Origin of the sequence: Catenulispora sp. GAS73 (genome assembly GCF_041262085.1) — a bacterium.
GTDB lineage: Bacteria > Actinomycetota > Actinomycetes > Streptomycetales > Catenulisporaceae > Catenulispora.
Map to the genome: position 1 here is coordinate 42842 of NZ_JBGCCM010000025.1, position 24402 is coordinate 67243.

A 24402-nucleotide genomic window follows, 5' to 3' on the forward strand; every position below is an offset into this window, starting at 1 on the left:
CCGAGACGGCGACGTCCACCGAGCCCGCCTGGTCCTAGCAGGCTCTGAACGGCGCGCAAGCGCACAGCGCAACCGCACCACACCGTGCGAGAACGCCACCTTCTCTTCACCGGCTCTGTCCCACCGGCTCTTTCCCGGTGACGGGCGCCGGGCGCAGTACCGATCCATCCCCTGATCCACCCGCGGGCCGACGTTCCCGGAGCGGCGAATCTGATATACCGTCAGATCCATGACTGACGGCATACCGGCCGCTCCGGGAACCGACGGATGGTTCCGCGAAGGCCCGGAGGGCTTCGCCCTGCTGGCCGGCCGCTGCACGGCGTGCGGCGCCCTGAGTTTCCCCCCGCGGACCGTCCCCGGCTGCCCCGACCCCGGCTGCGAGGGTCTGGAACAGAGCCCTGAGCCGCTGTCGACCCGCGGCACTCTGTGGTCGTACACGGACGCCCGCTACGCTCCCCCGCCGCCCTATCCGCGCCCCGCCGACACCGAGTTCGCCCCCTACGCGCTGGCCGCCGTCGAGCTGGCCGCCGAGCGCATGATCGTGCTCGGGCAGGTCCCGGCGGACGTCGCCGCGGAGTCCCTGCGTGTCGGAATGGCCATGGAACTGGTCCCCGGAACCCTCGTTTCCTCGCTGGGAGTTGAGGAGCGGGTCTGGAACTGGCGCCCGATCGGCCCATCCGAGGTGCACACATGAGCAGGACGGACTCCGTCGCAGTGGCCGGCGTCGGGATGCATCCCTGGGGCGCGTGGGGGAAACCCTTCGTGGAGTACGCCTCGGTCGCCGCGCGCGCCGCCCTGGCCGACGCCGGGATCGGCTGGCGCGACGTACAGCTGGTGGTCGGCGGCGAGACGATCCGCAACGGCTACCCGGGCTTCGTCGCGGGCTCCGCGCTGTCCCAGGCGCTGGGCTGGCAGGGCGCACCGGTGGCCAGCTGTTACGCGGCCTGCGCGACCGGGGCGCAGGCCCTGTCCACGGCCCGCGCGCACATCCTGGCCGGCCTGGCCGACGTGGTCCTGGTGGTCGGCGCGGACACCACGCCGAAGGGCTTCTTCGCCCCGGTCGGCGGCGACCGCCCCGACGACCCGGACTGGCTGCGCTTCCGCCTGCTCGGCGCGACGAACCCGGCGTACTTCGGCCTCTACGCGCGCCGCCGGATGGCCCTGCGCGGCTCGACGGAGAACGACTTCGCGGCGGTGAAGGTGAAGAACGCCCGCGCCGGATCCCTGAATCCGAACGCACGCTTCCGCGCGGAGGTGGACGCGGAAACCGTGCTGAACTCGCCGATGGTGAGCGACCCACTGCGCCTGTTGCAGATCTGCGCGACGAGCGACGGCGGCGCGGCAGTCGTTCTGACGTCCGAGGACTACGCCAGACGGCTGAACAAGGACGCGGTCCGCATCCGCGCCGTCTCCGCGCCGACACCGACGTACCCGAGAACCGTCCCGGACTTCCCGTACCTCGCCTCGGACTCGATGGCCACCACGGAACCGGCGGCCCACTCCTTCCGCGAGTCGCTGGCGCACGCGGCCTACGAGGCCGCCGGGCTCGGGCCGCAGGACCTGGACCTCGCGGAGGTCTACGACCTGACCACCGCGATGGAACTGGACTGGTACGAGGAGATCGGGCTCTGCGAACCCGGCGACGCCGAGAAGCTGCTGCACGACGGCGCGACCTCCTTGGGTGGCCGGGTACCGGTGAACCCCAGCGGCGGCCTGAGCTCCTTCGGCGAGGCCATCCCGGCGCAGGCCATCGCACAGGTGTGCGAACTGACGTGGCAGCTGCGCGGCGATGCCGGAGCGCGGCAGGTCGCCGGGGCGCGGGTCGGCGTGGCGGTGAATCAGGGGTTATTCGGGCACGGGTCGGCAATCGTGGTCGGGCGGGCTTAGCGGCCGCGTCGCCACCGCTTGCTCGCGGCGGTGGCAACGCGGCGGCGACTACGAACCAGGCTGTCCCAGCTTGCCGGCGAAGTACCCCTGCACCAGCGCGGCGAACGCGGGCCGCTTCAGAATTTCCGTCAACACAGGCTGGGTCACCACGGGCGCGTCGATGACCGGGTCGGAGGCGGGGATCGCGCCGGGCCGGATGGAGCCGTCGGTGAGGTTGGCATAGCAGTGGCCGCCGGGCGCCGAGCATGGGACGTCGACGTAGCTCGGGTCGAAGTCGCTGGTAAAGGAGATGCGGTAGGCATCGCCGCTCGGGGCCCGGACAGTCACCAGATAGCCGCGCGCGTCGCCGGTGCTGGAAACCTCCGCCACCGAACCGTCGCCGAGCGGCACGGACTCGCAAGGGCTCACCCCCAAGCACTGCAGGTGGGTACTGCTGTTCGCGCCCGACCGGTAGTCGGCGGAGACGATGATCGTCCCCTGTCCGGTCGAGATGTCGAAGCCCGACCAGGACTGGGAGCCGACGTCCGCATTCTCTTGTCGGGCGTCGGTCCAATCCTGGACGACCTGCGGCTGAACGTGGCCGTAAAGCGATGGCGCAGCCGCGTTCCGCACCTCGACCCGTGCCACGAACCCAGCCCTGATCTGCGCGAAGCTCGGATTCCGCGCCCCTCTGACCGCGAGCCCGGCGAACACCGCCTGCCACAGCGACTCGGCCCGTCGGCAGTCCGCCTGCGCTTTGGCGCGGTCGCCGTCCGCCACGAAGTTGCTGAAGCAGTCCACGGCACGGCTGCCGCTGCTCTCCAGAGACGATGTCGTCGGTCCGATGGCCGGTCCTGTGGTCGGTCCTGTGGTCGGTCCAGTCTCCGGCCCCATCGGCGTCACCGTCGTCTCAGCACTCGACCGCACCCCCGGCGCCGTCCCCGGCTGCCCGGTCCCGCCGGCGGCCACCAGCAGCGCCACGCACGCGACCCCGACCAGCGCCGCCGAAGCCCCCGCCCCGGCCAGGGCCGTCCGCCGACGCCGGAACCGCCGGTACCCGGCCATCGCTCCGGGCGCCAGATCGTCCGGCGGCACCGCCACGCCGTCCTCGTCGAACACCATCCCGAACAGCTCGCGCGCCGTCTCGCCCGACATCTCCTCAGTGCTCTTCATCGCTGCCCGCCCTCCCGCGAGTACTCGAAGTCGGCGAGGGAATCCCCGAGCAGCTCCCGCAGCTTGGCCAGGGCCCGCGACGAATGGCTCTTCACATTGCCGGTCGAGCATCCGAGCGCGGCGGCCGTGTCCTCGATGCTGAAGTCCGCCCAGAACCGCAGCACCACCACGGCCCGGCCGCGCGGCGGCAGCTCGGTCAGCGCGGCCAGCAGCGCCAGCCGCAGATCCGGCTGGTCCTCGCGGGCGAAAGGCGAGGTCGTCACCGCGACCGAGGCATGGACCTCGCGCTCCCGACTCCGCCTGCGCCGCCCGCCGAGGTAGGCGTTGATGAGCGTCTTCTGCGCGTAGGCGTCGATGGAGTCGGCCCGCTTCGCGCGGTGCCACGCCTTGCACAGGTTCAGGAGCGCGGTCTGCGTGAGGTCCTGGGCTTCATGCCAGTCCCCGCACAGCAAGTACGCCGTGCGTTTCAGATGGCTCTGCCGAGCCGCCGCGTAGTCGGCGAACTCCTCCAGCCGTGCCTGGTCGCCCATGCGCCCCTCCCGATTCCCGTCGATCGAGACACATGAGTGACCGGGAACCGGAAAGGTTGCGTCGCCTCTTCAGATCAGGCCGCGCCGCCGCGTGGAATCAGCCCGCAGACCCCTGAGCCTGCTCCACCAAAGCCGCCAGCTCGGTCAGCGGCAGACTCCCCGGCGCCCGGCCCTCGGCGGCGAACTGCGCGCTGAGCCGCTGCATCAGCGCGTTGACCGGAGTCGGAACGCCATGAGTCCGCCCGATCAGTGAGATCTCGCCCGACAGGTAGTCCGTCTCGATCGACCCGGTCCCGCGCGCCAGGCTCTGCCAGCTGGAGCCGCCGCCGCGCGGCGCCGCGGCGATCTCGGTGAAGGTCATCCGATCGCCCTGGACCGCGTCCCGCTCGGCGGAGCCGACGAACGGGATGCCGGCGGCGTTCAGGACCCGGATCCCCTCCTGCCGACACACCTCGATCAGCCGCTCGGCCAGGTCGTCGTCGGCGGCCACGTCGCCCACCGCCTCGATGGCGTTGCCCAGGTTGCTCAGCAGCTTGCCGTACTTCCAGCGCATCACGTCGTCGACCACCGGCGCGTCGAACCGGCTCTCGCCGAGGTCGTGGCCGATCTGCTTGATGACGTCGTCGACGCCGTCCGGGTAGCGGCCGACCGTCAGGATGCCCGACTGCGGCGTGCAGTTCGCCGCCACCACGCCCGGCTCCAGGTGCACTGAGGGCAGCCAGACGCAGAGCCCGTAGACGTTCTGGAACAGGCGCAGCGCCGTGCGCTCGTTCTCGACGCCGTTCTGCGCGCAGACCACGGGCAGCAGCTCCGCAGCCGTCCCGCCGCCGGCCACCGGCGCCTGCGCCCACTGGTTCAGCACGCCGGCGGTGTCCTGCGACTTCACGCAGAGCACCAGCACGTCGTCCCGCCGCAGCTCGCCGAGCTCCTGCGGCCCGGCGACCGCCGGGATCGGCAGCCGCAAATCGCTGTCCGGGGTGAGCAGCCGCAGCCCGTCCCGCCGCAGGGCCTCCAGGTGCGCACCGCGTGCGACCAGGACCACGTCCCGCCCCGACTCGGCCAGCCGGCCGCCGATGGTGCCGCCGACCGCGCCGGCGCCGATGATGATGTAGCGCATCCTTCGGACTCTAGCGCCCGTAACCCCTGTGTGAAGAGTCGAAAGCCCACCCGTCTCCCACCGCCGCCCGTTAACGAGACGCTTCGCGTCGCAAATCATGGAGTGAACAGCGGATTTTGCGATCTTGTGTCCAAAGGGGCTACTGACAACGTTCTCAATACATGTTTGACTCCGCTTGTGAGCCAGACCGCCCCGTCTACAGCCGTGCCCGATCCCTATGCGGAGCGGCCCTGGCTGCGGTTCTACGCAGCGGGCGTGCCCACCGACGTGACCGTCCCGGACGTCCCGGTGACCAGGCTCCTGGACGACGCGGCACGCGATTTCGGGGACCGGACCGCCCTGGTGTTCTTCGGCCGCAAGACCACCTACAAGCAGCTGCGCCGGGACGTCGACCGGCTGGCCGGCGCGCTGCGCGAGCTCGGCGTGCACAAGGGCGACCGCGTTGCCCTGGTGTTGCCGAACTGCCCGGCGGCGGTCACCGCGTTCTTCGCGATCACCCGCCTCGGCGCCGTGATGGTCGCCTGCAACCCGCTCTACACCGACTCCGAGCTGCGGCACCAGCTCACCGACTCGGGCGCGAAGGTGGCGATCGTCTTCGACGGCGCCTACGCCACCCTGGACGCCGCCCGGCCCGGCACCGCGGTCGAGCACGTCATCTCGGTCTGCCTGGCCGACTTCCTGCCCTCCTTCAAGCGCAAGCTGCTGGACCTGCCGATCGGCGCGGCCCGGGAGAAGCGCGAGCGGCTGATCACACCGCTGCCGCCGGGGGCGCGCGCCGTGCCGTACGCGGAGTTCCTGGAGACCTCGCCGGGCCCGGTCGAGCAGGAGCCGGTGGAGCCGGCACAGGACCTGGCGGTGTTGCAGTACACCGGCGGTACCACCGGCCGGCCGAAGGGCGCCATGCTCACGCACCGGAACCTGGTCGCCAACGCGCACCAGGTGCAGGCGTGGGACCAGAACGCCGTGGCGGGGCGGGAGTCGGTGCTGTGCGTGCTGCCGCTGTTCCACGTCTACGGCCTGATGCTGTGCGTGGTCACCGGCGTGCGGCTGGCCGGGACGCTCGTCCTGCTCCCGACGTTCGACCCGGAGCTGGTGCTGGACGCGGTGAAACACGAGCGGCCCACGGTGTTCCCCGGCGTGCCGCCGATCTACTCCAAGCTGCTGGAGCACGCGAAGATCGGCAAATACGACCTGCGCTCCATCCGGACCTGCATCTCCGGCGCCATGCGGCTGCCGGTGGAGACCATCGACGCCTTCCAGAAGGCGACCGGCGGGCGCCTCGCCGAGGGCTACGGCATGACCGAGTCCTCCCCGGTCACGCTGGCCAACCCGCTGAACGCCAACTCCCGGCCCGGCACCATCGGGCTCCCGCTGCCGAACACCCACGTGAAGATCGTCGACGAGTCCCGGCAGGACCGCGTGCTGCCGATCGGCGCGGCCGGGGAGCTGGTGGTGTTCGGGCCGCAGCTGTTCCAGGGCTACTGGAACCAGGAGGACGAGACCAAGCTCGCGCTGCGCAACGGCTGGCTGTACACCGGCGACATCGGGGTGATGTCGCCGGACGGCTACGTGACGCTGATCGACCGCAAACGGGACGTGGTGATCGCCTCCGGGTTCTCGATCTACCCCTCGGAGATCGAGGACGTGCTGCGCGAGCACCCTGCGGTCTACGACGCGGCGGTGATCGGCGTGCCGGACCCGTACCGCGGGGAGACGGTGAAGGCGGTGATCCAGCTGGCCGAGGGGATGTCGGCCACCGCCGAGGAGCTGGACGTCTTCGCGCACCAGCACCTGGCGCCGTACAAGGTGCCCAAGCTGATCGCGTTCCGCGAGGACCTGCCCCGCAACATGATCGGCAAGGTGCTGCGGCGGGTGCTGCGCGAGGAGCACGCGGCCGAGCACCCCGAGCAGGACCGGGAAGCTCCGGGGCAGGATCCCTTCGCCGATTTCAAGCGGTGAAACCAGGCGCGCACGCAGAGCTCGGTATGAGAAGCTTCGCGGCATGCTCGGGACTGTTGATCTGCCGACCTTCGTGCTCGGCGCGCTGCTCATAGTGCTCCTGCCGGGTCCGAACTCGCTGTACGTGCTGACGGTCGGCGCGCGCAAGGGAGTGCGCACCGGCTACCGCGCGGCATGCGGCGTGTTCCTCGGCGACGCGGTGCTGCTGACGCTGACCGCCGCCGGCGCGGCCTCGATGCTGAAGCGCTCGCCCGCGACGTTCGACGTGGTGAAGTACCTCGGCGCGGCCTATCTGGCCTGGCTCGGGTTCGGGATGGTGCGCTCGGCGGTGAAGGCGCTGCGTGTGCGCCGGCAGGCGGCCGACACGGCCGGCGCCGCGGACGCCGAGGGCGCTGCGGGCGCGGCGGGCGCGGCGGCGATGGCCGAGGCGGTGGAAGCCGCCGAGCGGCCGTTCCGGCGCGCGCTGATCGTCAGCCTGCTGAACCCCAAGGCGATCCTGTTCGACCTGGCGTTCCTGACCCAGTTCGTGAACCCGCAGGCGGCGCACCCGACGGAGGCGTTCGCGCTGCTGTCGACGATCGTGATGCTGTTCTCGGCCGGGTATCTGAGCGTGCTGATCTTCACCGGCCACCGGCTGGCCAGCGCGTTCCGCCGGCGCAAGCGCCTGGCGGCGTCCATGACCGGCGGGATCGGCTCGCTGTTCCTGGGCTTCGCGCTGAAGCTGGCCACCGCTTCGCTGGGTGCCGCTTAGGCCACCGGCTAGTCGTCGCGCTCGGTCCTGGTGTGCTCGTCCACCAGGGCCCGCAGCTCTCCGGCGGCCTTGCGCGCCGCCTTCCCGCCGGAAGCCTGGATCCCCATCGCCGGCAACACCTCGCCGCTGTCCAGATCCAGCAGCACCCACGGATCCCCGGGGCGAAGGTTCACCCGGACGATCTGCGCCCACTCCAGATGCTGCGTCCGTGCGGTGTTCACGATCGTCAGCCCTCGTTCATCGGCGACGATCTTCGGGCGCGCCAGCAGGTACAGCCCCGCCGAGATGGCCGGGCCGAGCGCCGCGAACGCCACCCGCTCGGGGACCGACCAGGCCGTGGAGCCGGTGTCGGGCAGTATCAAGGCCACGACGACCAGCGTCACGATCAGCGCCGTGGACACCGCCAGCACCGCGATGCGGGTGCGCTGCGGCCGGAAGGTCGCGGGGAGTTGCGGGACTCGATCGGGGACCGGGAGGCTGTACGGGTCCAGAGGTCCGGGGGCCTGGTGGTCGTGATCGTGGTTGTCCGTCACCTGCACGCTGGTCCGTTTCTCCCGGGCTCAACGAACCCATGACAACTAAAGCCGACACGCGAGGATATCCGTGACGAGGATTCCCCTCGCACCCAGATCCCACAAGTCGTCCATCATGCGCTGGGCTTCGGCGCGGCGGACCATCGAGCGGACCGCGACCCAGCCCTTGTCGTGCAGCGGCGACACGGTCGGCGATTCGATGCCCGGGGTGACCTGGACCGCGCGGTCCACGTTCTCGGCGCGGATGTCGTAGTCCATCAGGACGTACTCGCGCGCGGTGATGACGCCCTTCAGGCGCCGCAGGAACTGCTCCACCGCGGGGCTGTCCTCGGCGCCGACCCGCCGGATCAGCTGCGCCTCAGAGGTGAGGATCGGGTCGCCGAAGACCTCCAGGCCGGCGTGGCGCAGGGTGGTGCCGGTCTCCACGACGTCGGCGACGACGTCGGCCACGCCCAGCGCGATCGACACCTCCACCGCGCCGTCCAGCTTCACCACATCGGCGCTCACCCCGGCGGCGGCCAGGTACTCGCGCACCACGCCGGGGTACGCCGAGGCGATGCGCAGCCCGGCCAGGCCCGCCGCCCCCGACTCCTTCGTCACCTGCTCCACGGTCGCCGGCAGCGCGGCGAAGCGGAACGTCGAGCGCGCGAAGCCCAGGTCCATGATCGGCTCGGCCGAGGCCCCGGAGTCCAGCAGCAGGTCGCGGCCGGTGATGCCGACGTCCAGCCGGCCCGCCCCGACGTAGGTCGCGATGTCGCGCGGGCGCAGGAAGAACAGCTCGGCGTTGTTGGCCGGGTCGACGACCATCAGCTCCTTGCCGTCCTTGCGCTGCCGGTATCCGGCCTCATGCAGCATCGCCGTGGCCGCCTCCGAGAGCGATCCCTTGTTCGGCAGTGCGATGCGCAGCATGGCGTGTGACCTTTCGGTTACCGGTCGTTGACGGTGTTCCACCGGCCAGTATCGACCACGGTCGCCGGGGCGCGCCGGGGTGTTCACTCGGTGGGATGACGCGGGACGACCCCTGGAGAAGACGTCGAAGGGCCCCGCGCGACCGCGCGAGGCCCTCGACGACACTCACCCGGAGCCGCTCACAGATGCTTGTAGACGTCCTCCAGCTCCAGCCCGCGCGCCAGCATCAGCACCTGGACGTGGTACAGCAGCTGCGAGATCTCCTCGGCCGTCCGGTCGCCGTCCTCGTACTCGGCGGCCATCCAGACCTCGGCGGCCTCCTCGACGATCTTCTTGCCGATGGCGTGCACGCCGAGCCCGAGCAGCTCGACCGTGCGCGAGCCCTCCTCGCCGCGCTCGGCCTTGGCGGCGAGCTCGCCGAACAGGGTCTCGAAGCTCTTGGACGTGATCGGAACCGCGGTTCCCACCGGCACCTCCACGGGTTCGTCGGCTGTGGGCGAGGCGTTCACCGCCGCACCCCGATCTTCTTCAGCACCAGCGCGGTCGCCACCGCGGCCTCCACGGCCTCCCGGCCCTTGTCCTCCTTCGACCCGGGCAGGCCGGCGCGGTCCAGCGCCTGCTGCTCGGTGTCGCAGGTGAGCAGGCCGAAGCCGATCGGCGTGCCGGTGTCCAGGGCGACCCGGTTCAGGCCGTCGGTGGCGGCGGCGCACACGTACTCGAAGTGCGGGGTGCCGCCGCGGATCACCACGCCGAGGGCGACCACGGCGTCGTAGCCGGACCCCGCCTCGGCCAGCGCCTTGGCGATCACCGGCAGCTCGAAGGAGCCCGGTGCGCGGAACAGGTCGTGCTCCGCCCCGATCTCGGCGAGCGCCTTCTCGGCCCCGGCCACCAGGCCGTCCATGACCTGCGTGTGCCACTGCGCGGCCACCACCGCGACCTTGAGGTCGGCGCCACCCTCGATGCTGATGGTCGGCGCTCCCGCTCCGCTCACTGTTGTTCACTCCTTGTTGCGTTCGTGGCCCCGCGTGTCCGTGCGGCGCGCGAGGGCAAGTCTTCCAGACCGTGGACGCCGGTCGCGTCCCGATCTTGCGAGGTGGTCGGCCGGGTGGGTGTCAGCCGACGATGGCCGAGGCGAGTGCTTCGGCGTCGGCGGCGTCCAGGCCGCCGAGTCCGTCCACATCTTCCAGGTCGGGCAGGTCGTGCCCCATCCGGTCGCGCTTGGTCCGCAGGTAGCGGATGTTGTCGGCGGTCACGTTGCCGGGCAGCGGGACGCGTCCGGTCACCCGCAGGCCGAACCCCTCCAGCGCCGAGCGCTTGGCCGGGTTGTTGGTCAGCAGCCGCATGGAGCGCACTCCGAGGTCGGTCAGGATCTGCGCGCCGGTGCCGTAGTCGCGGGCATCGGCCGGCAGGCCCAGCTCCAGGTTCGCGTCCACGGTGTCGTGGCCGCGCTCCTGCAGCTCGTAGGCGCGCAGCTTGTGCATCAGGCCGATGCCGCGGCCCTCGTGGCCGCGCATGTAGAGCACGACGCCGCGCCCCTCGACGTCCACGGCGCGCAGCGCGGCGTGCAGCTGCGGGCCGCAGTCGCAGCGCCGGGACCCGAAGACGTCCCCGGTCAGGCACTCGGAGTGGACCCGGACCAGCACGTCCTCGCCCTCGCCGAGGTCGCCCTTGACCAGCGCGACGTGCTCGATGCCGTCCACGTCCGAGCGGTAGCCGACGGCCCGGAACTCGCCGAAGGCGGTGGGCAGCCGGGTCTCGGCGGCCCGGGTGACCGACTTCTCGGTGCGGCGGCGGTAGGCGATCAGGTCGGCGATGGAGATCAGCGCCAGGTCGTGCTCCTCGGCGAACCTCGCGAGCTGCGGCAACCGGGACATCGAGCCGTCGTCCTCGACGACCTCGCAGATGCCGGCGGCCAGCGGCAGCCCGGCCAGCCGGCACAGGTCCACGGCGGCCTCGGTGTGGCCGGCGCGGACCAGCACGCCGCCGTCCTTCGCGCGCAGCGGGAAGACGTGGCCGGGGCGGGTCAGGTCGTCGGCCGTGGTGTCGGCGGCGGCCAGCGTCCGGATGGTGTGCGCCCGGTCGGCGGCCGAGATGCCGGTGGTCACGCCGTCGCGGGCGTCCACCGAGACCGTGTAGGCGGTGCCCTTGCGGTCCTGGTTGACGGCGGTCATCGGGGGCAGGTTGAGCCGGTCGGCGTCGGCGGCGGGCAGCGGCACGCAGATCACGCCGGAGGAGTAGCGGATGGTGAACCCGACGACCTCGGGGGTGGCCAGCGAGGCGGCGAAGATGAGGTCGCCCTCGTTCTCCCGGTCCTCGTCGTCGACCACGACGACGGGCCGGCCGGCGGCCAACTCCTTCAGGGCGCGCTCGATGGTGTCCAGCTCGATGGTGTCCAGGACGATGGGCTCAGCGACTTCCGGGGCGCTCATATCACGGCCTCCTTCAAAGGGGTGTCGGCAGCGGGGACCGGCTGCCGCAAGCTGGGGGACTCGGCGCGCGCCTTGATCATCCATTGGCGCAGGCCCGCGACGACGATCGCGAAATAGAAGACGTAGACCAGACCGGACACCGGCAGGCCGTTGTTGAAAGCCAGGGGGACGCCGACGATGTCGACGGCGATCCAGACGAACCAGAACTCGACGTAGCCCTTGGCCTGGGCCACGGTGGCGACCAGCGAGCCGATGAAGATGTAGGCGTCCGGCCACGGCGCCCACGAGGCGTTGTAGTGCTTGAGCACTAGAGCGAACGCGACGGTCCCAAGACCCAGCCCTGCGACCAGGAGCGCGCGCTCCAGCCAGCCGGCCCATCGGATGGTGATGTCGTGGTCATTCCTGCGGACCGAACTCCAGCGGAACCAGCCGTACAGAGCCATTACCGCCAGCGCGACCTGCCGCGCCGCGGTGCCGCCGAGGTGCGCCGATATGTCGGCGCCGAACAGCAGCACGCAGCCGGCTATCTGCACCGGCCAGGCCCACATCGAGCGGCGCAACGCGAGCGCCACCGTGGCCAGGCCGAGCAGGTTGCCCAGGAGGTCGGACCACTTGACCGTCTCCCCGAAGAGGTGGAAGGCGACCAGGTTGGCCCAGTGGAAGGCCCCGTTCACGCCCGCTGCCCGCCGATGGTCGGCGCCGCGGTCTGGCTCTCGGGGCGGCCGAGCTGGTCGGGCTGGTCGGGCTGGTCGGGCTGGTCGGCGGCGGTGTCGCCGAGGCCGAGCAGCCGCTCGGTGTACTTGGCGATCACGTCGATCTCCAGGTTCACCGCGGCGCCGGGGCCCTTGCTGCCCAGCGTGGTCAGCTCCAGCGTGGTCGGGATCAGGCTGACGGTGAAGGAGTCCGCGGCGGCCTCGACCACGGTCAGCGAGATGCCGTCCACGGTGATCGAGCCCTTGTCGACGACGTAGCGGGACAGCGCGGAGGGCAGGGAGACCCGGACGACCTCCCAGTGCTCGCCCGGGATGCGCTCCAGCACGGTGCCGACGCCGTCGACGTGCCCCTGCACCAGGTGCCCGCCCAGGCGCGCGCCGAGCTTCATCGGGCGCTCCAGGTTGACCGGGTCACCGGGCCTGAGGTCGCCGATGTTGGACTTGACCAGGGTCTCGGCCATCACGTCCGCGGTGAACTCCCCGGCCTCGGCGGCCTCGGTCCCGGACTCGATGACGGTCAGACACACGCCGTTGACGGCGATGGAGGCGCCGTGCTCGGCGTCGGAGGTGACCAGCGGCCCGGCCACGCGCAGCCGCGCGGAGTCGCCTTCCACGTCCAGCGCGACGACGCGGCCGAGCTCTTCGACGATGCCTGTGAACACGGTGTGCTCCCTCTTAGATCCGCAATCCGCCTCTTGCCGGTGCCGGTCGGCACGCGGTCGAACCCGGGACTCCGGGAAAGGGGGTGCGTGAGGGGAGGCGGCGCGCCACGGCATACTCCGCCCAGCTCGGCGGCAGCCGTCGCGAACGCCGCGACGGGACGTGGTCCGCACCGGAAGCTGTGCGGACACAGCGAGGCGGCACGCCCGTCGCGTGCAGCCTCCCATCCGGACTTTAACCGTCGGTCCCGGAATTCCACCGGATCGGCCACCCGTTCGCCGAAGCGGACGAGCGGTTCGCGGACTGTCACCGCCGGTTCGGAATTTCACCGACCCCGGAGCACGCGTTCGTCGTTCCGAACCAGTGTGCCACGCGATTCATTCCCGGGTCACCCGAGCGTGGTGCGCGTCACCCCGACTCTCGCCCCAGAATGTAACACGTTCTAGTTTTGTCGGGAAGCCGGACGTCCCGACGCTGCTTTGACTTCCCGGACAGTAGGCTGCCCGCGAAGATATGCACGTAGCCTGATCTCGGACACAAACCATTGATGCGGGGGGACGCGGATGGCTGGACAGGCAGAGCCCGGCCGGCTGATCGGCGGCCGGTACCGTCTGCTGGCACGCCTGGGTGCCGGAGGCATGGGCCGGGTCTGGCGCGCCTCCGACGAAGCCCTGCGCATCGAGGTCGCGGTGAAGGAGGTCTGGCTCCCGGCCACCCCCGGCCCCGACGCCGACGAGCGCCTCCGCCGCGCCGAGCGCGAAGCCCGCAACGCGGCCCGCCTCCGCGACCACCCGAACGTGGTGGCCGTGCACGACGTCGTGGTCGAGGACGGCGCCCCCTGGACGGTGATGCAACTGGTCGCCGGCCACACACTGGAGGAGCACGTCGAGGAGTACGGGCCACTGTCCGTGGCGCACGCCGCCCTGGTCGCCGGCGCACTGCTGGACGCGCTGGAGGCAGCGCACGCGGCGGGCATCGTGCACCGGGACGTGAAGCCGGCGAACGTGATGCTGGCCGACGACGGGCACGTGCTGCTCACCGACTTCGGCATCGCCATCGGCACTACGGACACTGCGTTGACGGCGGCCGGAAGCTTCCTGGGCTCGGTCGAGTACATCGCGCCCGAGCGAGCGCGCGGAACCGAAGGCCTCGCGATCAGCGACCTGTTCTCGCTGGGGGTGACGCTGTTCCAGGCGGCCGAGGGCTTCTCCCCCTTCCACCGCGAGACCGCGACCGGAACCCTGACCGCGGTGATCCTGGACGAGGCCCCGCCCCCGGTGCGCGCGGGGCGGTTGACCCCGCTGATCACCGGACTGCTGGAGAAGGACCCGGCGGCACGCCTCGGGATCGCTGCGGCGCGGCGGCTGCTGACGGCGCCGGAGGTGCCGCCGGCGGCTACGGCTGTCGCGCCGACTGTTGCCCCGACGGTTGCACCGGCCATCGCGCCGACGGTTGTGGCGCGGCGGCCGATCAACGGCTCGGGCTCGGGCTCGACCGGCCAGCGCCGTCAGGCCAACACTGGATCGCGCACTCCGGGCACCTCATCTGGCTCTGGTGCCGGCTCTGGTTCTGGTTCTGGTTCTGGAGCGACCGCGCCGCGCGCACACGGCGCCATGCCCCCACGTCGCCCGACCGGCCCCGCCAAGCGCCCATCGCAGGCCACTGACCAGCGCCGACGCGTACAGCCCCCGATCGCGGAAACCCGCCGCCCCACCCCCACCGGCCAACGCCCACACGGCCCGGCAGCCCCCGCCCGCCGCCGAACGCGCCGGCCCCGCGGCCTGATCCTGTCCCTGCTGGTCGTGGCGACGATCGGCGGCATCGTGGCCGCGACACTCAAGCACTCATCCTTCACGGTCACCGACGTGAAAGTCGGCGACTTCGTCAAGGTCGACGCCACCGGCCACATCACCGCCAAGATCTCCCAAAAGGCCGCCGCCAACCTCGACGGCCGCAAGGTGACAGCCCGCGAAGACCGCCCCGACCCCGAGATCTGCAAGCGCCTCCACGCCCCCGGCCGCGCCGACGTGGAGCAGCAGTCCGCGGTCAGCTTCTGCCTGGTCCGCCCCGTGGAAGAAGCCACGGCGCCGTCGCAGTAGCGCTGGCGCCGGGCAACCGACATATCGCGCTCGCTCGCCGCACCCGCCCACAGCGCCGCCGCCGGATCAGCTCCCAGCGATCGGCCGCCTGCCGTTGCCCGCCTCAGGCGACCCGCGCCCCCGCCGCCTCAGCCTGAGCCCGCAGCGCCCGGACCGCCGCGTCCGGGTCCTCCGCTCCGTACACCGCCGAGCCGGCGACGAACACGTCCGCGCCGGCCTCGGCGCAGCGCTCGATCGTGTCGGCCGCGACGCCGCCGTCGATCTGCAGCCAGATCGAGCCGCCGTGGCGGTCGATCATCCGGCGCGCGCGGCGGATCTTCGGCAGCACCACGTCCAGGAACTTCTGGCCGCCGAAGCCCGGCTCGACCGTCATCAGCAGGAGCATGTCCAGCTCCGGGAGCAGGTCCTCGTAGGGCTCGACCGGCGTCGCCGGCTTCAGCGCCATGCCGGCGCGGGCTCCCGCCGAGCGGATGGCGCGCGCCAGGCGGATCGGGGCGTGCGCGGCCTCCACGTGGAAGGTCACGCTCCCCGCGCCCGCCTCGGCGTAGCCCGGCGCCCAGCGGTCCGGGTCGGCGATCATCAGGTGGCAGTCCAGCGGCCGCGGCGAGGCCTTCGCCAGCGACTCCACGACCGGCAGCCCCAGCGTCAGGTTCGGCACGAAGTGGTTGTCCATCACGTCGACGTGGATCCAGTCGGCCGACGGCACCGCGGAGACCTCGTCGGCCAGGCGCGCGAAGTCGGCGGAGAGGATGGACGGGGAGATCTGGACGGAGCTCATGGGGAAAGTCTGGCAGATCCGCGAGCCGGGATCCGTCGCGGATCATGACACGGCGGCCACTGCCGCGATCATGCCGATGGGCTCAGCCCCTGCGCTACAGCCCGCAGCCGCCCACGCTCAGCCGGCGACAGCCCGACCGGTCGGTCGACCCGCATCCCGCGCTCGGCCAGCGCCGGCGAGCAGTCCGCCTGCGATCGCCCCGCCCCTCAGCCTCGGTCAGCACTCGCCCCACCTCGCCCCGCGCCCGGCACATCTCGCCACCCGCGCCTACAACCAACCCCACCGCGTCGCCAGCCACCCCAGCTGCACCCGGCTCTTCGCCCCGGCCAGCGTCATCAGCCGCCGCACCTCCCGCTCGACGCTGCGCGGGCTGACCCCGAGCACGCGGTCCACCCGCGCGTCCTCCAGCAGCAGCGCCAGCAGCCGCAGGTCGGCCGGCGCCGGCTGGTCCCGGGGCTCCGCCGCCGACGGCAGATCAGGCAGCGGCAGACCCACGCACGCCGCGTGATGGCCGAGCTGCATCCGGGTCCGGGCGCCCGCGGCGTCCATCAGGTCCCGCACCGCGCGCTGCACCGTCCGGCGACTCACCGCCAGCCGGCGGGCCACCGCGTCGTCGGTCAGGCCGGTGATCAGCAGCGCCAGAGCCCTGGTGGGCCGCGCTTCAGGGCTGGGAAGCCAGCCTCCGTCCTGTCGCATCACACCTCCGATCGCAGACACCTCTTCATCATCCGACCACAGCCGACCAGCGAAGGAGACCGGCACGCCTGACGCTTTGCCGCCACGGCGGCGGGGAACCGGTCACCGCCGCACCGCGTCGCCGCCGTCGTCGGTTGTTGCGGCGGAGACTACCGCGAACCCCTGAGAGCGTCCCTGAGAACGGCGCTGATTTTGCCCGGAAGAACGCCCCTCAGCGCGGCCCATCGACGAAGGTCCACCGGCCCACTAGTGTCGAATCCTGACGTCGGCCTCTAGAGAAGCACAGGTGAGACGGCATGAGCGGCAATGACGACGCTGGCACCCGGGGCGAAGCGCACCGCAAGGGCCCCGACTCCCCGTCCCTGCCCGATGAGACCATCGGCGTGAACCTGACGCGGATCGCCGCGACGTTCCCGGAGCGCGAGGCCCTGGTGGAGTGCGCGACCGGCCGGCGCTGGACGTACGCGGAGTTCGACGCCGCGACCGCGGAGCTGGCGCGCGGCCTGCTCGCCGCCGGCGTCGCCAAGGGCGACCGTGTGGGGATCTGGTCGCCGAACTGCGCCGAATGGGTTCTGGTCCAGTACGCGGCGGCCAAGGTCGGCGCGATCCTGGTGAACCTCAACCCGGCCTACCGGGACCACGAGATCCGCTTCACCCTCAAGCAGTCCGGCACCAGCCTGCTGTTCGCCGCCACCCAAGTGAAGTCGAGCGACTACGTCGCGATGGTGAACGCAGTACGTGAGGACTGCCCAGAGCTCCAGGACGTCGTCTTCATCGGCACGCCCGGCTGGACCGCCTTCGTAGAGCGCGGCACGACGGTTCCCGCCACGGCGCTCGCCGAACGCGAAACCCGCCTGCACGCAGACGACCCCGTGGACATCCAGTACACATCCGGCACCACAGGGTTCCCCAAGGGCGCCACACTGTCGCATCGCAACGTCCTGGGGAATGGCTATATGGTCGCCGAAGTCCAGGGGTGGACCCACGAGGACCGTGTCTGCCTCCCGGTGCCCCTCTACCACTGCTTCGGAATGGTGATGGGCAACCTCGGAGCCACCAGCCACGGCTCCTGCATGGTCCTCCCGGGGCAACTGTTCGACCCTGCAGACACTCTGCGCGCGGTCTCTGAAGAGCGTTGCACCGTCCTCTACGGCGTCCCCACTATGTTCATCGCAGAGTTGGCGCTCCTGGAGAAGTCCCCAGACGCCTACAACCTCAGCTCACTGCGCACCGGAGTCATGGCCGGCTCCCCGTGCCCCGTCGAGGTGATGAAGCGGGTCATCGGCGAGATGGGCATGACGGACGTGACCATCGCCTACGGCATGACCGAGACCTCTCCGGTCTCCACCCAGACCCGCCGCGACGACAGTCTCCAACGCCGCGTGGCCACCGTCGGCCGCGTCCATCCGCACGTCGAGATCAAGATCGTCGACCCGGACACCGACGCCACCCTCGGCTACGACGAACCCGGCGAACTGTGCACCCGTGGCTACAGCGTCATGCTCGGCTACTGGGACGAACCCGAGCGCACCGCGGAAGCCGTCGACAGCGACGGCTGGATGCACACCGGCGACCTCGCGCAGATGGACGCCGACGGCTACGTGGCCATCGTCGGCCGCATCAAGGACATGGTGATCCGCGGCGGCGAGAACGTGTACCCGCGCGAGGTGGAGGAGTTCCTCTATACGCATCCCGACGTAGAGGACGTCCAAGTGATCGGCGTCCCCGACGAGAAGTACGGCGAGGAACTGATGGCCTGGGTCCGGCTAAGGCCCGGCGCACAACCGCTGACCGCAGAGGCTGTCCGCACGTTCTGCGAAGGGCGCCTCGCGCACTACAAGATCCCGCGCTATGTGCACATCGTGGACGGGTTCCCCATGACGGTCACCGGCAAGGTGCGCAAGGTGGAGATGCGGGAGCAGGCGGTGGGGATCCTCGGCTTGAAGTGACTACGCAGAGCTTCACCGGGCTGCGTTGAAACCCCCATCGCTGTTGATCACCTGACCGTTCACCCAGCCACCGCGCTCCGAACACAGGAACGAAACCAGCTCCGCGCAGTCCGCCGGAACACCGTTGCGCCCCAAAGGAGTGCGCTCCTTGAGGTAGGTGGCGAGATTGTCGTCCATCCACCCGGTCTGCGTCGGCCCCGGATCGACGGCGTTGGCGCTGATGCCGAGCTCCCGCAGCTCCACGGCGGCGGCCACCATGAGCCGGTCGAGCGTGGCCTTGCTGGCTCCGTAGGGCACGTTGTGCACGATCGCCCCACTGGTCAGTGCGATGATCCGACCGGTGCCGTGCGGCTGCGCGAACCGCGTGGCGAACTCGCGGACCAGCAGCCACGACGCCCGCGCGTTGACCGCGAAGTGCCGGTCCCAGGACTCGACCGTGGTGTCGAGGATCGAGGAGTCCACCGACTCGCAGTGCGCCATCACCAGAGCCCTGACGCCGCCCAGAGCGCTCTGCACCTTAACGAAGACCTCTCCAGCCGCCTCCACGACCGCCAAGTCCGCCTCGACCGCGTGTACCCGCGCACCGTGCGCTTCGGCATCAGCGGTGATGGCGGCGAGCGCCTCTTCGTCGCGTCCCCAGTCCATGCGGTCGTCATAAGGACGCCAGTAGGTGAACCCGATATCCCATCCGTCGCGCGCCAACGTGTCCACGATCGCCGCGCCGATCCCCGCGCGCCTGCCGACTCCGGTCACCACGGCGACCGGCCGCTGCTGTTGCGTCATGAGCGAGGAGTCTGGTCAAGGCGGCCGGCCGGGTCAAAGAGGTTTGGTTCAGGACTGGTACAAGATCGACAGCGCGACGTCCGCCTGGCCCCGCTCAAGGTTCGCCGGGTCTTCACTGCCGCCGCACGAGAGCACCGGGACGAACGTGAAGATCTCGTCGGCGCCGGGGCGGCCGAGCCGGGTCACCGCGGCGTCGTAGAGGTCCTTGCGCAGTTCCTCCTCCAGGAACTCAGGGTCTGACACGCCTTCGGTGAACTCGGCGAAAGAGAACGCCAGAACGCTCACCTTCTTGTAGCGGACGTCGACCACGGACACGTCGTAAGCCGACTCCACCTCGTCGGCGTCCAGGCCGAGCGCGGCGGCTCGCTCCCTCAGATCGCGTATATAGAGCAGATCGCCGAGGGCCGTGCGCGCGAACGGCACGCGGGACGGCTGGAAGCCGCCGAGCCATTCGGCCAGGGAGTCGTCGAGGGCTTCCGGCGCCAGGAACTGCAGGAACCCGTCGGCGAAGTCGCCGGTGCCGTGGTCTGCCAGGCCGCGTGCGGGTTCGGTCGGCATACGCTCTTGAAGGGCCTCGAAGGAGAATCCCGAATTCACCATCTCACCAATTCCTCAACGGTCGGGGAGCCCGCACACTACCCCCGCCCGCCGTCAGTCACCGGTGTTACGCCACTTCACCCAGAATGCGGACAGGTCCCGTCCCGCCACGCTCTGCGCCATCGCCCGCACATCGGCCGGGCGTTCGACTCCGTACTCGAACTTGGTGAACAACCCGCGCAGCATCCGGTCCATGGCGGCGCGGCCCAGGGTGTGTTCCAGGTCGAACAGCATGCACGTGCCCTCGTGGTAGATGGCGTCGTGGTAGAGGTAGTCGCCGGCCTTCTCATAGGTGTCCATGGCGGCGTCCATGCGCTCGTCAGGAGCGATCCAGTCGCAGTTGTGCGCGGGCGTCGTGGCACCCTGGAACTCCTCCGCGCTGTACTCCGCGAACGCCTCGTCGAGCCACGGATGCCGGTACTGGTCGTCCCCGACCAGCGCGAACCACCACTGATGCGCGACCTCGTGCGCGACGGCCCCCTGGTTGGCGGAGGCCAGGACGTAGTTCGGGTACTCCATCCCGTCGAAGGCCGACCCGAACTCGTCGAAGACGATCGAGAACCGTGGATAGGGATAGGCGCCGTAGCGGGCTGAGTAGGCGTCTATAGCGCTGGCCGCATAGTGCATCAAGGACTGGCAGTTCGAATCGCTCTCCGAGTTCGGCCAGTACGCGTCGACCGTCACGCCGGTAGCGCTGGTCATGCTCGCGTGGTGGAAGGCGCCGGCCGACCATGAGAAGTCGCGCACCTTGGGTGCCGTTATATGCGTGATGACCCGGTTCCCCTCGGAAGTCTCCTCCGCGACCGCCCCTGTTGAAGGAACCTGCAACGTGGCTGGATGGTCGAGAGTGACGTCGTAGTCCGCGGTCAGCGAATAGAAGCTCTCCCCGAAGTCGACGTACGGCGGCAGTTCCCAGCCGTGTTCGTCCTTTACGGCCAGAACCGCTAGAGCGTTCCCCAGGTACGTGTCGACGCCGTTCACTCCGAACCGGTCGGCCCGTACCGGTACGTCTATAGCAAGCGCGAACCCGACCTCTGTACGCGCTCCAGGCGCCAACGGACTGTCGAGCACTATGCGGAACGCTGTGCACTTCTGCTCTGTCTCGGCTATAGAGGCGCCGCTCAGGTTGCTAATGCGTTCCGGCTGCGTAGCGCTACAGCCGGCGTCACCGTTCCCCCACAGCCTTATCCAGAACTCCGTAATGGGGACGGTCCCGGAGTTCGCGAACGAGATCGTCTCGTTCCCGCTCCAGGAGTGCCCGGTGTCGTCGCTCTTGAGTGCGACCGTATAGCGAGCCTGATCAGGTGCAACAGGATCCCCGCTCTGCGGAACCGCCACAGGGTTCGCGCTAATGGCCGCCCCGCCGTCGGCCCCCAATGCAGGGCCCTCCGAACGCGTTGGCAGAGGCAAGTGGTGCGGCCCCAACGGCGCCGCTATCCACGCTGCCGCCACCATCGCTGCCGCCGCTCCGCCCAATGGAGCCCACAAGCCGGCCCGCCTTAATACGGACACACCTATGGAAGACCTCACGCCACCCCACCCCGCCCCAACGCCGTATGCACCACCTCTGCCAAACCTCCAGACCACCTGGAGGGCGCAAAAGGTCACGGCCCAGACGTGCTAGGGACGAACCTGTGATCGTTTTGAGACAGTGCGCGGAGGCGATCGGGCTTAGGAACGACGCAGAAGCGCCAGATACATGGCGTCGGTACCGTGCAGATGCGGCCAGAGCTGGACATCGGGACCGCCACCGAGATCGGGCACGCCGGGCAGGAACGGCCGCGCGTCGACTCGCTCCACGTCCCGCCGCGCCTTCACCACCTGCCGGACCACGTCGCGCGTCTCTTCCAGATGCGGAGAGCACGTCACATAGGCGACCAGTCCCCCGGGCCGTACAGAGTCGAGCGCAGAGGACAACAGACGGCGCTGCACGCGGGTCAGCCGTTCGAGATCGTCCGGCGAGCGCCGCCAGCGCGACTCCGGGCGGCGGCGCAATGCGCCGAGGCCCGTACAGGGGGCGTCGAGCATGACGCGGTCGAAGGAACCCGGCTTCCAGGGCGCACGGATGCCGTCGGCGGCGATCACCTGGAGAGTGCCGGGTCCGGCATCACTGTCGGCCGCGTGAGTCGCCGCGTGAGTCTTCAGGTCGGCCGCGCCCTCCCCCGCACCGTCCGCACCGTCCGCACCGTCCGCACCGTCCGCACCGTCCGGACCGCCCGCACCGACCAGCCGCTCCCCGTACCCCCGCAAAGCCCTGCGAACAAGCTCGGCCCGATGCGGCGCGATCTCGTTCGCCAGCAGCGACGCCCCGCGCTCCAGCGCGAGCCCGGCCAGCAGCGCCGCCTTCCCACCGGGACCGGCGCACATGTCCAGCCACCGCTCGTCCCGGCCCTCCAGCGGCGCCGCGGCCAACGCCATGGCGACCAGCTGGCTGCCCTCGTCCTGCACCCCGGCGCGCGCCTCGCGCACCGGCGCCAGCGCGCCCGGGTCGCCGCCGGCCAGATACGCCGCGTACGGCGAGTACCGCGCCGCCAGCGCCCCCAGATCGGTGAGCTCCTCGACCCGCGCCAGACCCGGCCGCGTCACCAGCGTGACCCCCGGACGCGCGTTGTCGGCGTCCAGCAGCTCTCCGATGTCCTCGTGCGCCCGCTGCGCACCGCGGTGTGCCTGCAGCGAGTCCCAGAGCGCTGACACGATCCAGCGCGGGTGCGACCGCGACACCGCGAGGAAGCCCTCCGGGTCCTCCTGCGAGTTCGGCGCGACCCGGTTGATCCACGCCTGCAGGTCGCCCTGGCCGACGCGCCGCAGGATCGCGTTGGCGAACCGCGAGGCGCCCTCGTTGGAGACCGCGCGCACCAGGTCGACCGTGGTGGAGACGGCGGCGTGCGGCGGGACGTCCATCGCCAGCAGCTGGTGCGTGCCCAGGCGCAGCGCGTCCAGCACCACCGAGTCCACCGCGTCGAGCTCGCGGTCCACGCACGCGGCGATGATCGCGTCGTACGTCCCGAGCCCGCGCAGCGTGCCGTAGCACAGCTCGGTGGTGAACGCCGCGTCGCGGCCGGTCAGCCCGCGGTCGCGCAGCACCCGCGGCAGCAGGAGGTTCGCGTAGGCGTCCCGGGTGCGGACCGCCTCCAGGACTTCGAGCGCGGCGGAGCGGGCCGGGTCGGCGGTGGAGGTGGACGTACGCGGTGCCATGGGAGGGATCGCTGTTCCTTTGTGACGAGACATGGACGATGTGGGTGGTGCGGACCAGGCCGGACGGCTCAGACGAACGCCTCGTCCCCGGTCAGCCGCAGGCCGCGCGCCCAGTCCGCGGCCGGCATGCGCCGCTTGCCCTGCGGCTGCACGTCGCCGAGCCGCACCGTGTGCCCGCTGCCGGTGCCCACCATCAATCCTCGCGAGTCCTGCACGATCCGGCCCGGCGGGACCTCGGTGCTGCCGGGCAGCGCGGTGACCGGGAAGATCTTCACCCGCAGGTCCTCCTCGCCGTCCGCGCCCGGCAGGACGGTCCAGGCGCCGGGGGCCGGGGTGCAGGCGCGGACCAGCCGGTCCACCCGCAGCGCCGGGGCCGTCCAGTCGATGCGGGCATCGTCGGCCAGCACCTTCGGGGCCAGCGTGACACCGTCGGCCGGCTGGGGCACCGGGCGCGCGGTGCCGTCCTCGATGGCGTCCAGGGTGGCGGCCAGCAGCCGGGCTCCGGACTCGGCGAGCCGGGCGAGCAGGTCGCCGCTGGTGTCGGTGCGGCGGATCTCGTCGGTGACCGTGCCGAAGACCGGGCCGGTGTCCAGGCCCTCCTCCAGCAGGAAGGTCGAGGCGCCGGTGATCTCGTCGCCGTGCAGCAGCGCCTGCTGCACCGGAGCCGCGCCGCGCCAGGCCGGCAGCAGCGAGAAGTGCAGGTTGACCCAGCCGTGGCGCGGGACGTCCAGCGCCGACTTCGGGATCAGGCCGCCGTAGGCGACGATCGGGCAGCAGTCCGGGGCGATCTCGGCCAGCCGCTCCAGGAACGCCGGGTCGCGCACCTTCTCGGGCTTGAGCACCTCGACACCGGCCTCCTCGGCCAGCTTCGCCACCGGCGAGGCCTCCATGCGGCGGCCGCGGCCGGAGCGGGCGTCGGGGCGGGTCAGGACCGCGACCACCTCGTGACGGGAGTCCAGCAGCGCGCGCAGGGAGGGCAGCGCGGGCTCGGGGGTGCCGGCGAACAGGATGCGCATCGTCAGATCGCCCGCCCGAAGGTGGCGTGCGGGGACACCTTCACCACCGGCTCGGGGCCGCCCTCGTTGGCCCAGTCGGCCAGCCGGATCGCGCGCATCGCCTTCTTGCGCCACTCGCGGTCCAGCCGGTCGATGAACAGCACGCCGTCCAGGTGGTCGGTCTCGTGCTGGATGCAGCGCGCCAGCAGCTCGCTGCCCTCGATCTCCACCGGCTCGCCGTGCATGTTCCAGCCCTTGGCGACCACGCGCAGGGCGCGTTTGCAGGGGAACGCCAGGTCCGGGATGGACAGACAGCCCTCGTCACCCTCCTGCTCCTCGTCGGACAGGTCGAGGCTGGGGTTCACCAGGTGGCCGAGCTGTTCGTCGACGTGCCAGGTGAAGACCCGCAGGCCGACGCCGATCTGCGGGGCGGCCAGGCCGGTGCCGGGGGCGTCCAGCATGGTTTCGCTGAGGTCCTTGACAAGGGTGCGGAGCTCCTTGTCGAAGTCGACGACCGGCGCGGCCGGGGTGGTCAGGACCGGGTCGCCGAAGAGGCGGATCGGCTGGACGGTCAAGGGTCGCGCTCCGTTCATGGGTATACGGGATTCAGCTATCCAGTGTACGGAGCCCGGCGGCGGTGGCGGAGCGTACCGGTTCGGTATCCACCCGC

Annotated in this window: 24 protein-coding genes and 1 riboswitch; of the genes, 6 read left to right on the forward strand and 18 right to left on the reverse strand. The window is 70.9% G+C overall.

Annotated features, from left to right (window positions below; translation table 11 throughout):
* Window positions 1-229: 229 nt before the first annotated feature.
* Entirely contained in the window at window positions 230-694 is a 465-nt protein-coding gene (locus ABH935_RS32585; protein WP_370381785.1) for a Zn-ribbon domain-containing OB-fold protein, read from the forward strand.
* Window positions 691-1887, forward strand: coding sequence for a lipid-transfer protein (locus ABH935_RS32590; RefSeq protein WP_370381786.1), 1197 nt, complete (start codon window positions 691-693; stop codon window positions 1885-1887). Before ABH935_RS32585 ends, ABH935_RS32590 begins: the two co-directional genes overlap by 4 nt.
* A gap of 48 nt (window positions 1888-1935) precedes the next feature.
* Here the strand turns inward: ABH935_RS32590 and ABH935_RS32595 are convergent, their stop codons facing one another.
* The 3 genes from ABH935_RS32595 to ABH935_RS32605 form a co-directional block, all read right to left on the reverse strand.
* On the reverse strand, window positions 1936-3039 hold the full coding sequence (locus tag ABH935_RS32595; protein ID WP_370381787.1) for a hypothetical protein: 1104 nt from the start codon (window positions 3037-3039) through the stop codon (window positions 1936-1938).
* On the reverse strand, window positions 3036-3569 hold the full coding sequence (locus ABH935_RS32600) for a SigE family RNA polymerase sigma factor (RefSeq protein WP_370381788.1): 534 nt from the start codon (window positions 3567-3569) through the stop codon (window positions 3036-3038). The genes ABH935_RS32595 and ABH935_RS32600 overlap by 4 nt, the downstream gene beginning before the upstream one ends.
* Window positions 3570-3666: 97 nt before the next feature.
* Complete coding sequence (locus ABH935_RS32605; protein WP_370381789.1) at window positions 3667-4686, reverse strand: ketopantoate reductase family protein; 1020 nt, start codon at window positions 4684-4686, stop codon at window positions 3667-3669.
* 177 nt (window positions 4687-4863) lie between these two features.
* On the opposite strand from ABH935_RS32605, the gene ABH935_RS32610 reads away from it, so the two are divergent.
* The gene (locus tag ABH935_RS32610) at window positions 4864-6645 is read left to right on the forward strand and encodes an AMP-binding protein (protein WP_370381790.1); all 1782 of its coding nucleotides are present in this window, start codon (window positions 4864-4866) and stop codon (window positions 6643-6645) included.
* A gap of 43 nt (window positions 6646-6688) precedes the next feature.
* Window positions 6689-7396, forward strand: a complete 708-nt coding sequence (gene leuE, locus ABH935_RS32615) for a leucine efflux protein LeuE (protein WP_370381791.1) — start codon at window positions 6689-6691, stop codon at window positions 7394-7396.
* Between the two features lie 8 nt (window positions 7397-7404).
* Here leuE and ABH935_RS32620 read toward each other — a convergent pair whose 3' ends face one another.
* The 7 genes from ABH935_RS32620 to ABH935_RS32650 all read right to left on the reverse strand — a co-directional run bounded on the left by ABH935_RS32620 (window position 7405) and on the right by ABH935_RS32650 (window position 12642).
* Window positions 7405-7929, reverse strand: coding sequence for a PH domain-containing protein (locus tag ABH935_RS32620; protein WP_370381792.1), 525 nt, complete (start codon window positions 7927-7929; stop codon window positions 7405-7407).
* Window positions 7930-7974: 45 nt separating this feature from the next.
* A complete protein-coding gene (hisG, locus tag ABH935_RS32625) occupies window positions 7975-8838 on the reverse strand; it encodes an ATP phosphoribosyltransferase (RefSeq protein WP_370381793.1) in 864 nt (287 codons plus the stop codon).
* 179 nt (window positions 8839-9017) lie between these two features.
* Window positions 9018-9287 carry a phosphoribosyl-ATP diphosphatase gene (locus ABH935_RS32630; protein ID WP_370381904.1) on the reverse strand — a complete coding sequence of 90 codons (270 nt, stop codon included), beginning with the start codon at window positions 9285-9287 and terminating at the stop codon, window positions 9018-9020.
* Window positions 9288-9343: 56 nt separating this feature from the next.
* The gene (gene ribH / locus ABH935_RS32635) at window positions 9344-9829 is read right to left on the reverse strand and encodes a 6,7-dimethyl-8-ribityllumazine synthase (RefSeq protein WP_370381794.1); all 486 of its coding nucleotides are present in this window, start codon (window positions 9827-9829) and stop codon (window positions 9344-9346) included.
* A 121-nt stretch (window positions 9830-9950) separates the two neighbouring features.
* Complete coding sequence (locus ABH935_RS32640; protein WP_370381795.1) at window positions 9951-11267, reverse strand: bifunctional 3,4-dihydroxy-2-butanone-4-phosphate synthase/GTP cyclohydrolase II; 1317 nt, start codon at window positions 11265-11267, stop codon at window positions 9951-9953.
* Entirely contained in the window at window positions 11264-11941 is a 678-nt protein-coding gene (gene pnuC / locus ABH935_RS32645) for a nicotinamide riboside transporter PnuC (protein ID WP_370381796.1), read from the reverse strand. Before pnuC ends, ABH935_RS32640 begins: the two co-directional genes overlap by 4 nt.
* Entirely contained in the window at window positions 11938-12642 is a 705-nt protein-coding gene (locus ABH935_RS32650; protein WP_370381797.1) for a riboflavin synthase, read from the reverse strand. Before ABH935_RS32650 ends, pnuC begins: the two co-directional genes overlap by 4 nt.
* A gap of 207 nt (window positions 12643-12849) precedes the next feature.
* Window positions 12850-12987, reverse strand: a riboswitch (FMN riboswitch).
* Between the two features lie 216 nt (window positions 12988-13203).
* Here ABH935_RS32650 and ABH935_RS32655 point away from each other — a divergent pair.
* Entirely contained in the window at window positions 13204-14739 is a 1536-nt protein-coding gene (locus ABH935_RS32655; protein WP_370381798.1) for a serine/threonine-protein kinase, read from the forward strand.
* A 103-nt stretch (window positions 14740-14842) separates the two neighbouring features.
* Here ABH935_RS32655 and rpe read toward each other — a convergent pair whose 3' ends face one another.
* Both rpe and ABH935_RS32665 read right to left on the reverse strand, forming a co-directional pair.
* The gene (rpe, locus tag ABH935_RS32660; protein WP_370381799.1) at window positions 14843-15517 is read right to left on the reverse strand and encodes a ribulose-phosphate 3-epimerase; all 675 of its coding nucleotides are present in this window, start codon (window positions 15515-15517) and stop codon (window positions 14843-14845) included.
* A 267-nt stretch (window positions 15518-15784) separates the two neighbouring features.
* Complete coding sequence (locus tag ABH935_RS32665) at window positions 15785-16213, reverse strand: helix-turn-helix domain-containing protein (RefSeq protein ID WP_370381800.1); 429 nt, start codon at window positions 16211-16213, stop codon at window positions 15785-15787.
* Window positions 16214-16509: 296 nt separating this feature from the next.
* Between ABH935_RS32665 and ABH935_RS32670 the strand changes: the two genes are divergently transcribed.
* The gene (locus ABH935_RS32670; protein WP_370381801.1) at window positions 16510-18162 is read left to right on the forward strand and encodes an AMP-binding protein; all 1653 of its coding nucleotides are present in this window, start codon (window positions 16510-16512) and stop codon (window positions 18160-18162) included.
* 12 nt (window positions 18163-18174) lie between these two features.
* Here the strand turns inward: ABH935_RS32670 and ABH935_RS32675 are convergent, their stop codons facing one another.
* The 6 genes from ABH935_RS32675 to def form a co-directional block, all read right to left on the reverse strand.
* A complete protein-coding gene (locus tag ABH935_RS32675; RefSeq protein WP_370381802.1) occupies window positions 18175-18945 on the reverse strand; it encodes an SDR family oxidoreductase in 771 nt (256 codons plus the stop codon).
* 48 nt (window positions 18946-18993) lie between these two features.
* Entirely contained in the window at window positions 18994-19545 is a 552-nt protein-coding gene (locus ABH935_RS32680) for a T6SS immunity protein Tdi1 domain-containing protein (protein WP_370381803.1), read from the reverse strand.
* A 51-nt stretch (window positions 19546-19596) separates the two neighbouring features.
* Window positions 19597-20880: a M1 family metallopeptidase gene (locus ABH935_RS32685; protein WP_370381804.1), complete on the reverse strand. Its 1284-nt coding sequence runs from the start codon at window positions 20878-20880 to the stop codon at window positions 19597-19599.
* A 333-nt stretch (window positions 20881-21213) separates the two neighbouring features.
* Window positions 21214-22737, reverse strand: coding sequence for an RsmB/NOP family class I SAM-dependent RNA methyltransferase (locus tag ABH935_RS32690; RefSeq protein WP_370381805.1), 1524 nt, complete (start codon window positions 22735-22737; stop codon window positions 21214-21216).
* A 68-nt stretch (window positions 22738-22805) separates the two neighbouring features.
* Window positions 22806-23753, reverse strand: coding sequence for a methionyl-tRNA formyltransferase (fmt, locus tag ABH935_RS32695; RefSeq protein WP_370381806.1), 948 nt, complete (start codon window positions 23751-23753; stop codon window positions 22806-22808).
* A gap of 2 nt (window positions 23754-23755) precedes the next feature.
* Window positions 23756-24307, reverse strand: coding sequence for a peptide deformylase (gene def / locus ABH935_RS32700; RefSeq protein WP_370381807.1), 552 nt, complete (start codon window positions 24305-24307; stop codon window positions 23756-23758).
* Window positions 24308-24402 lie beyond the last annotated feature (95 nt).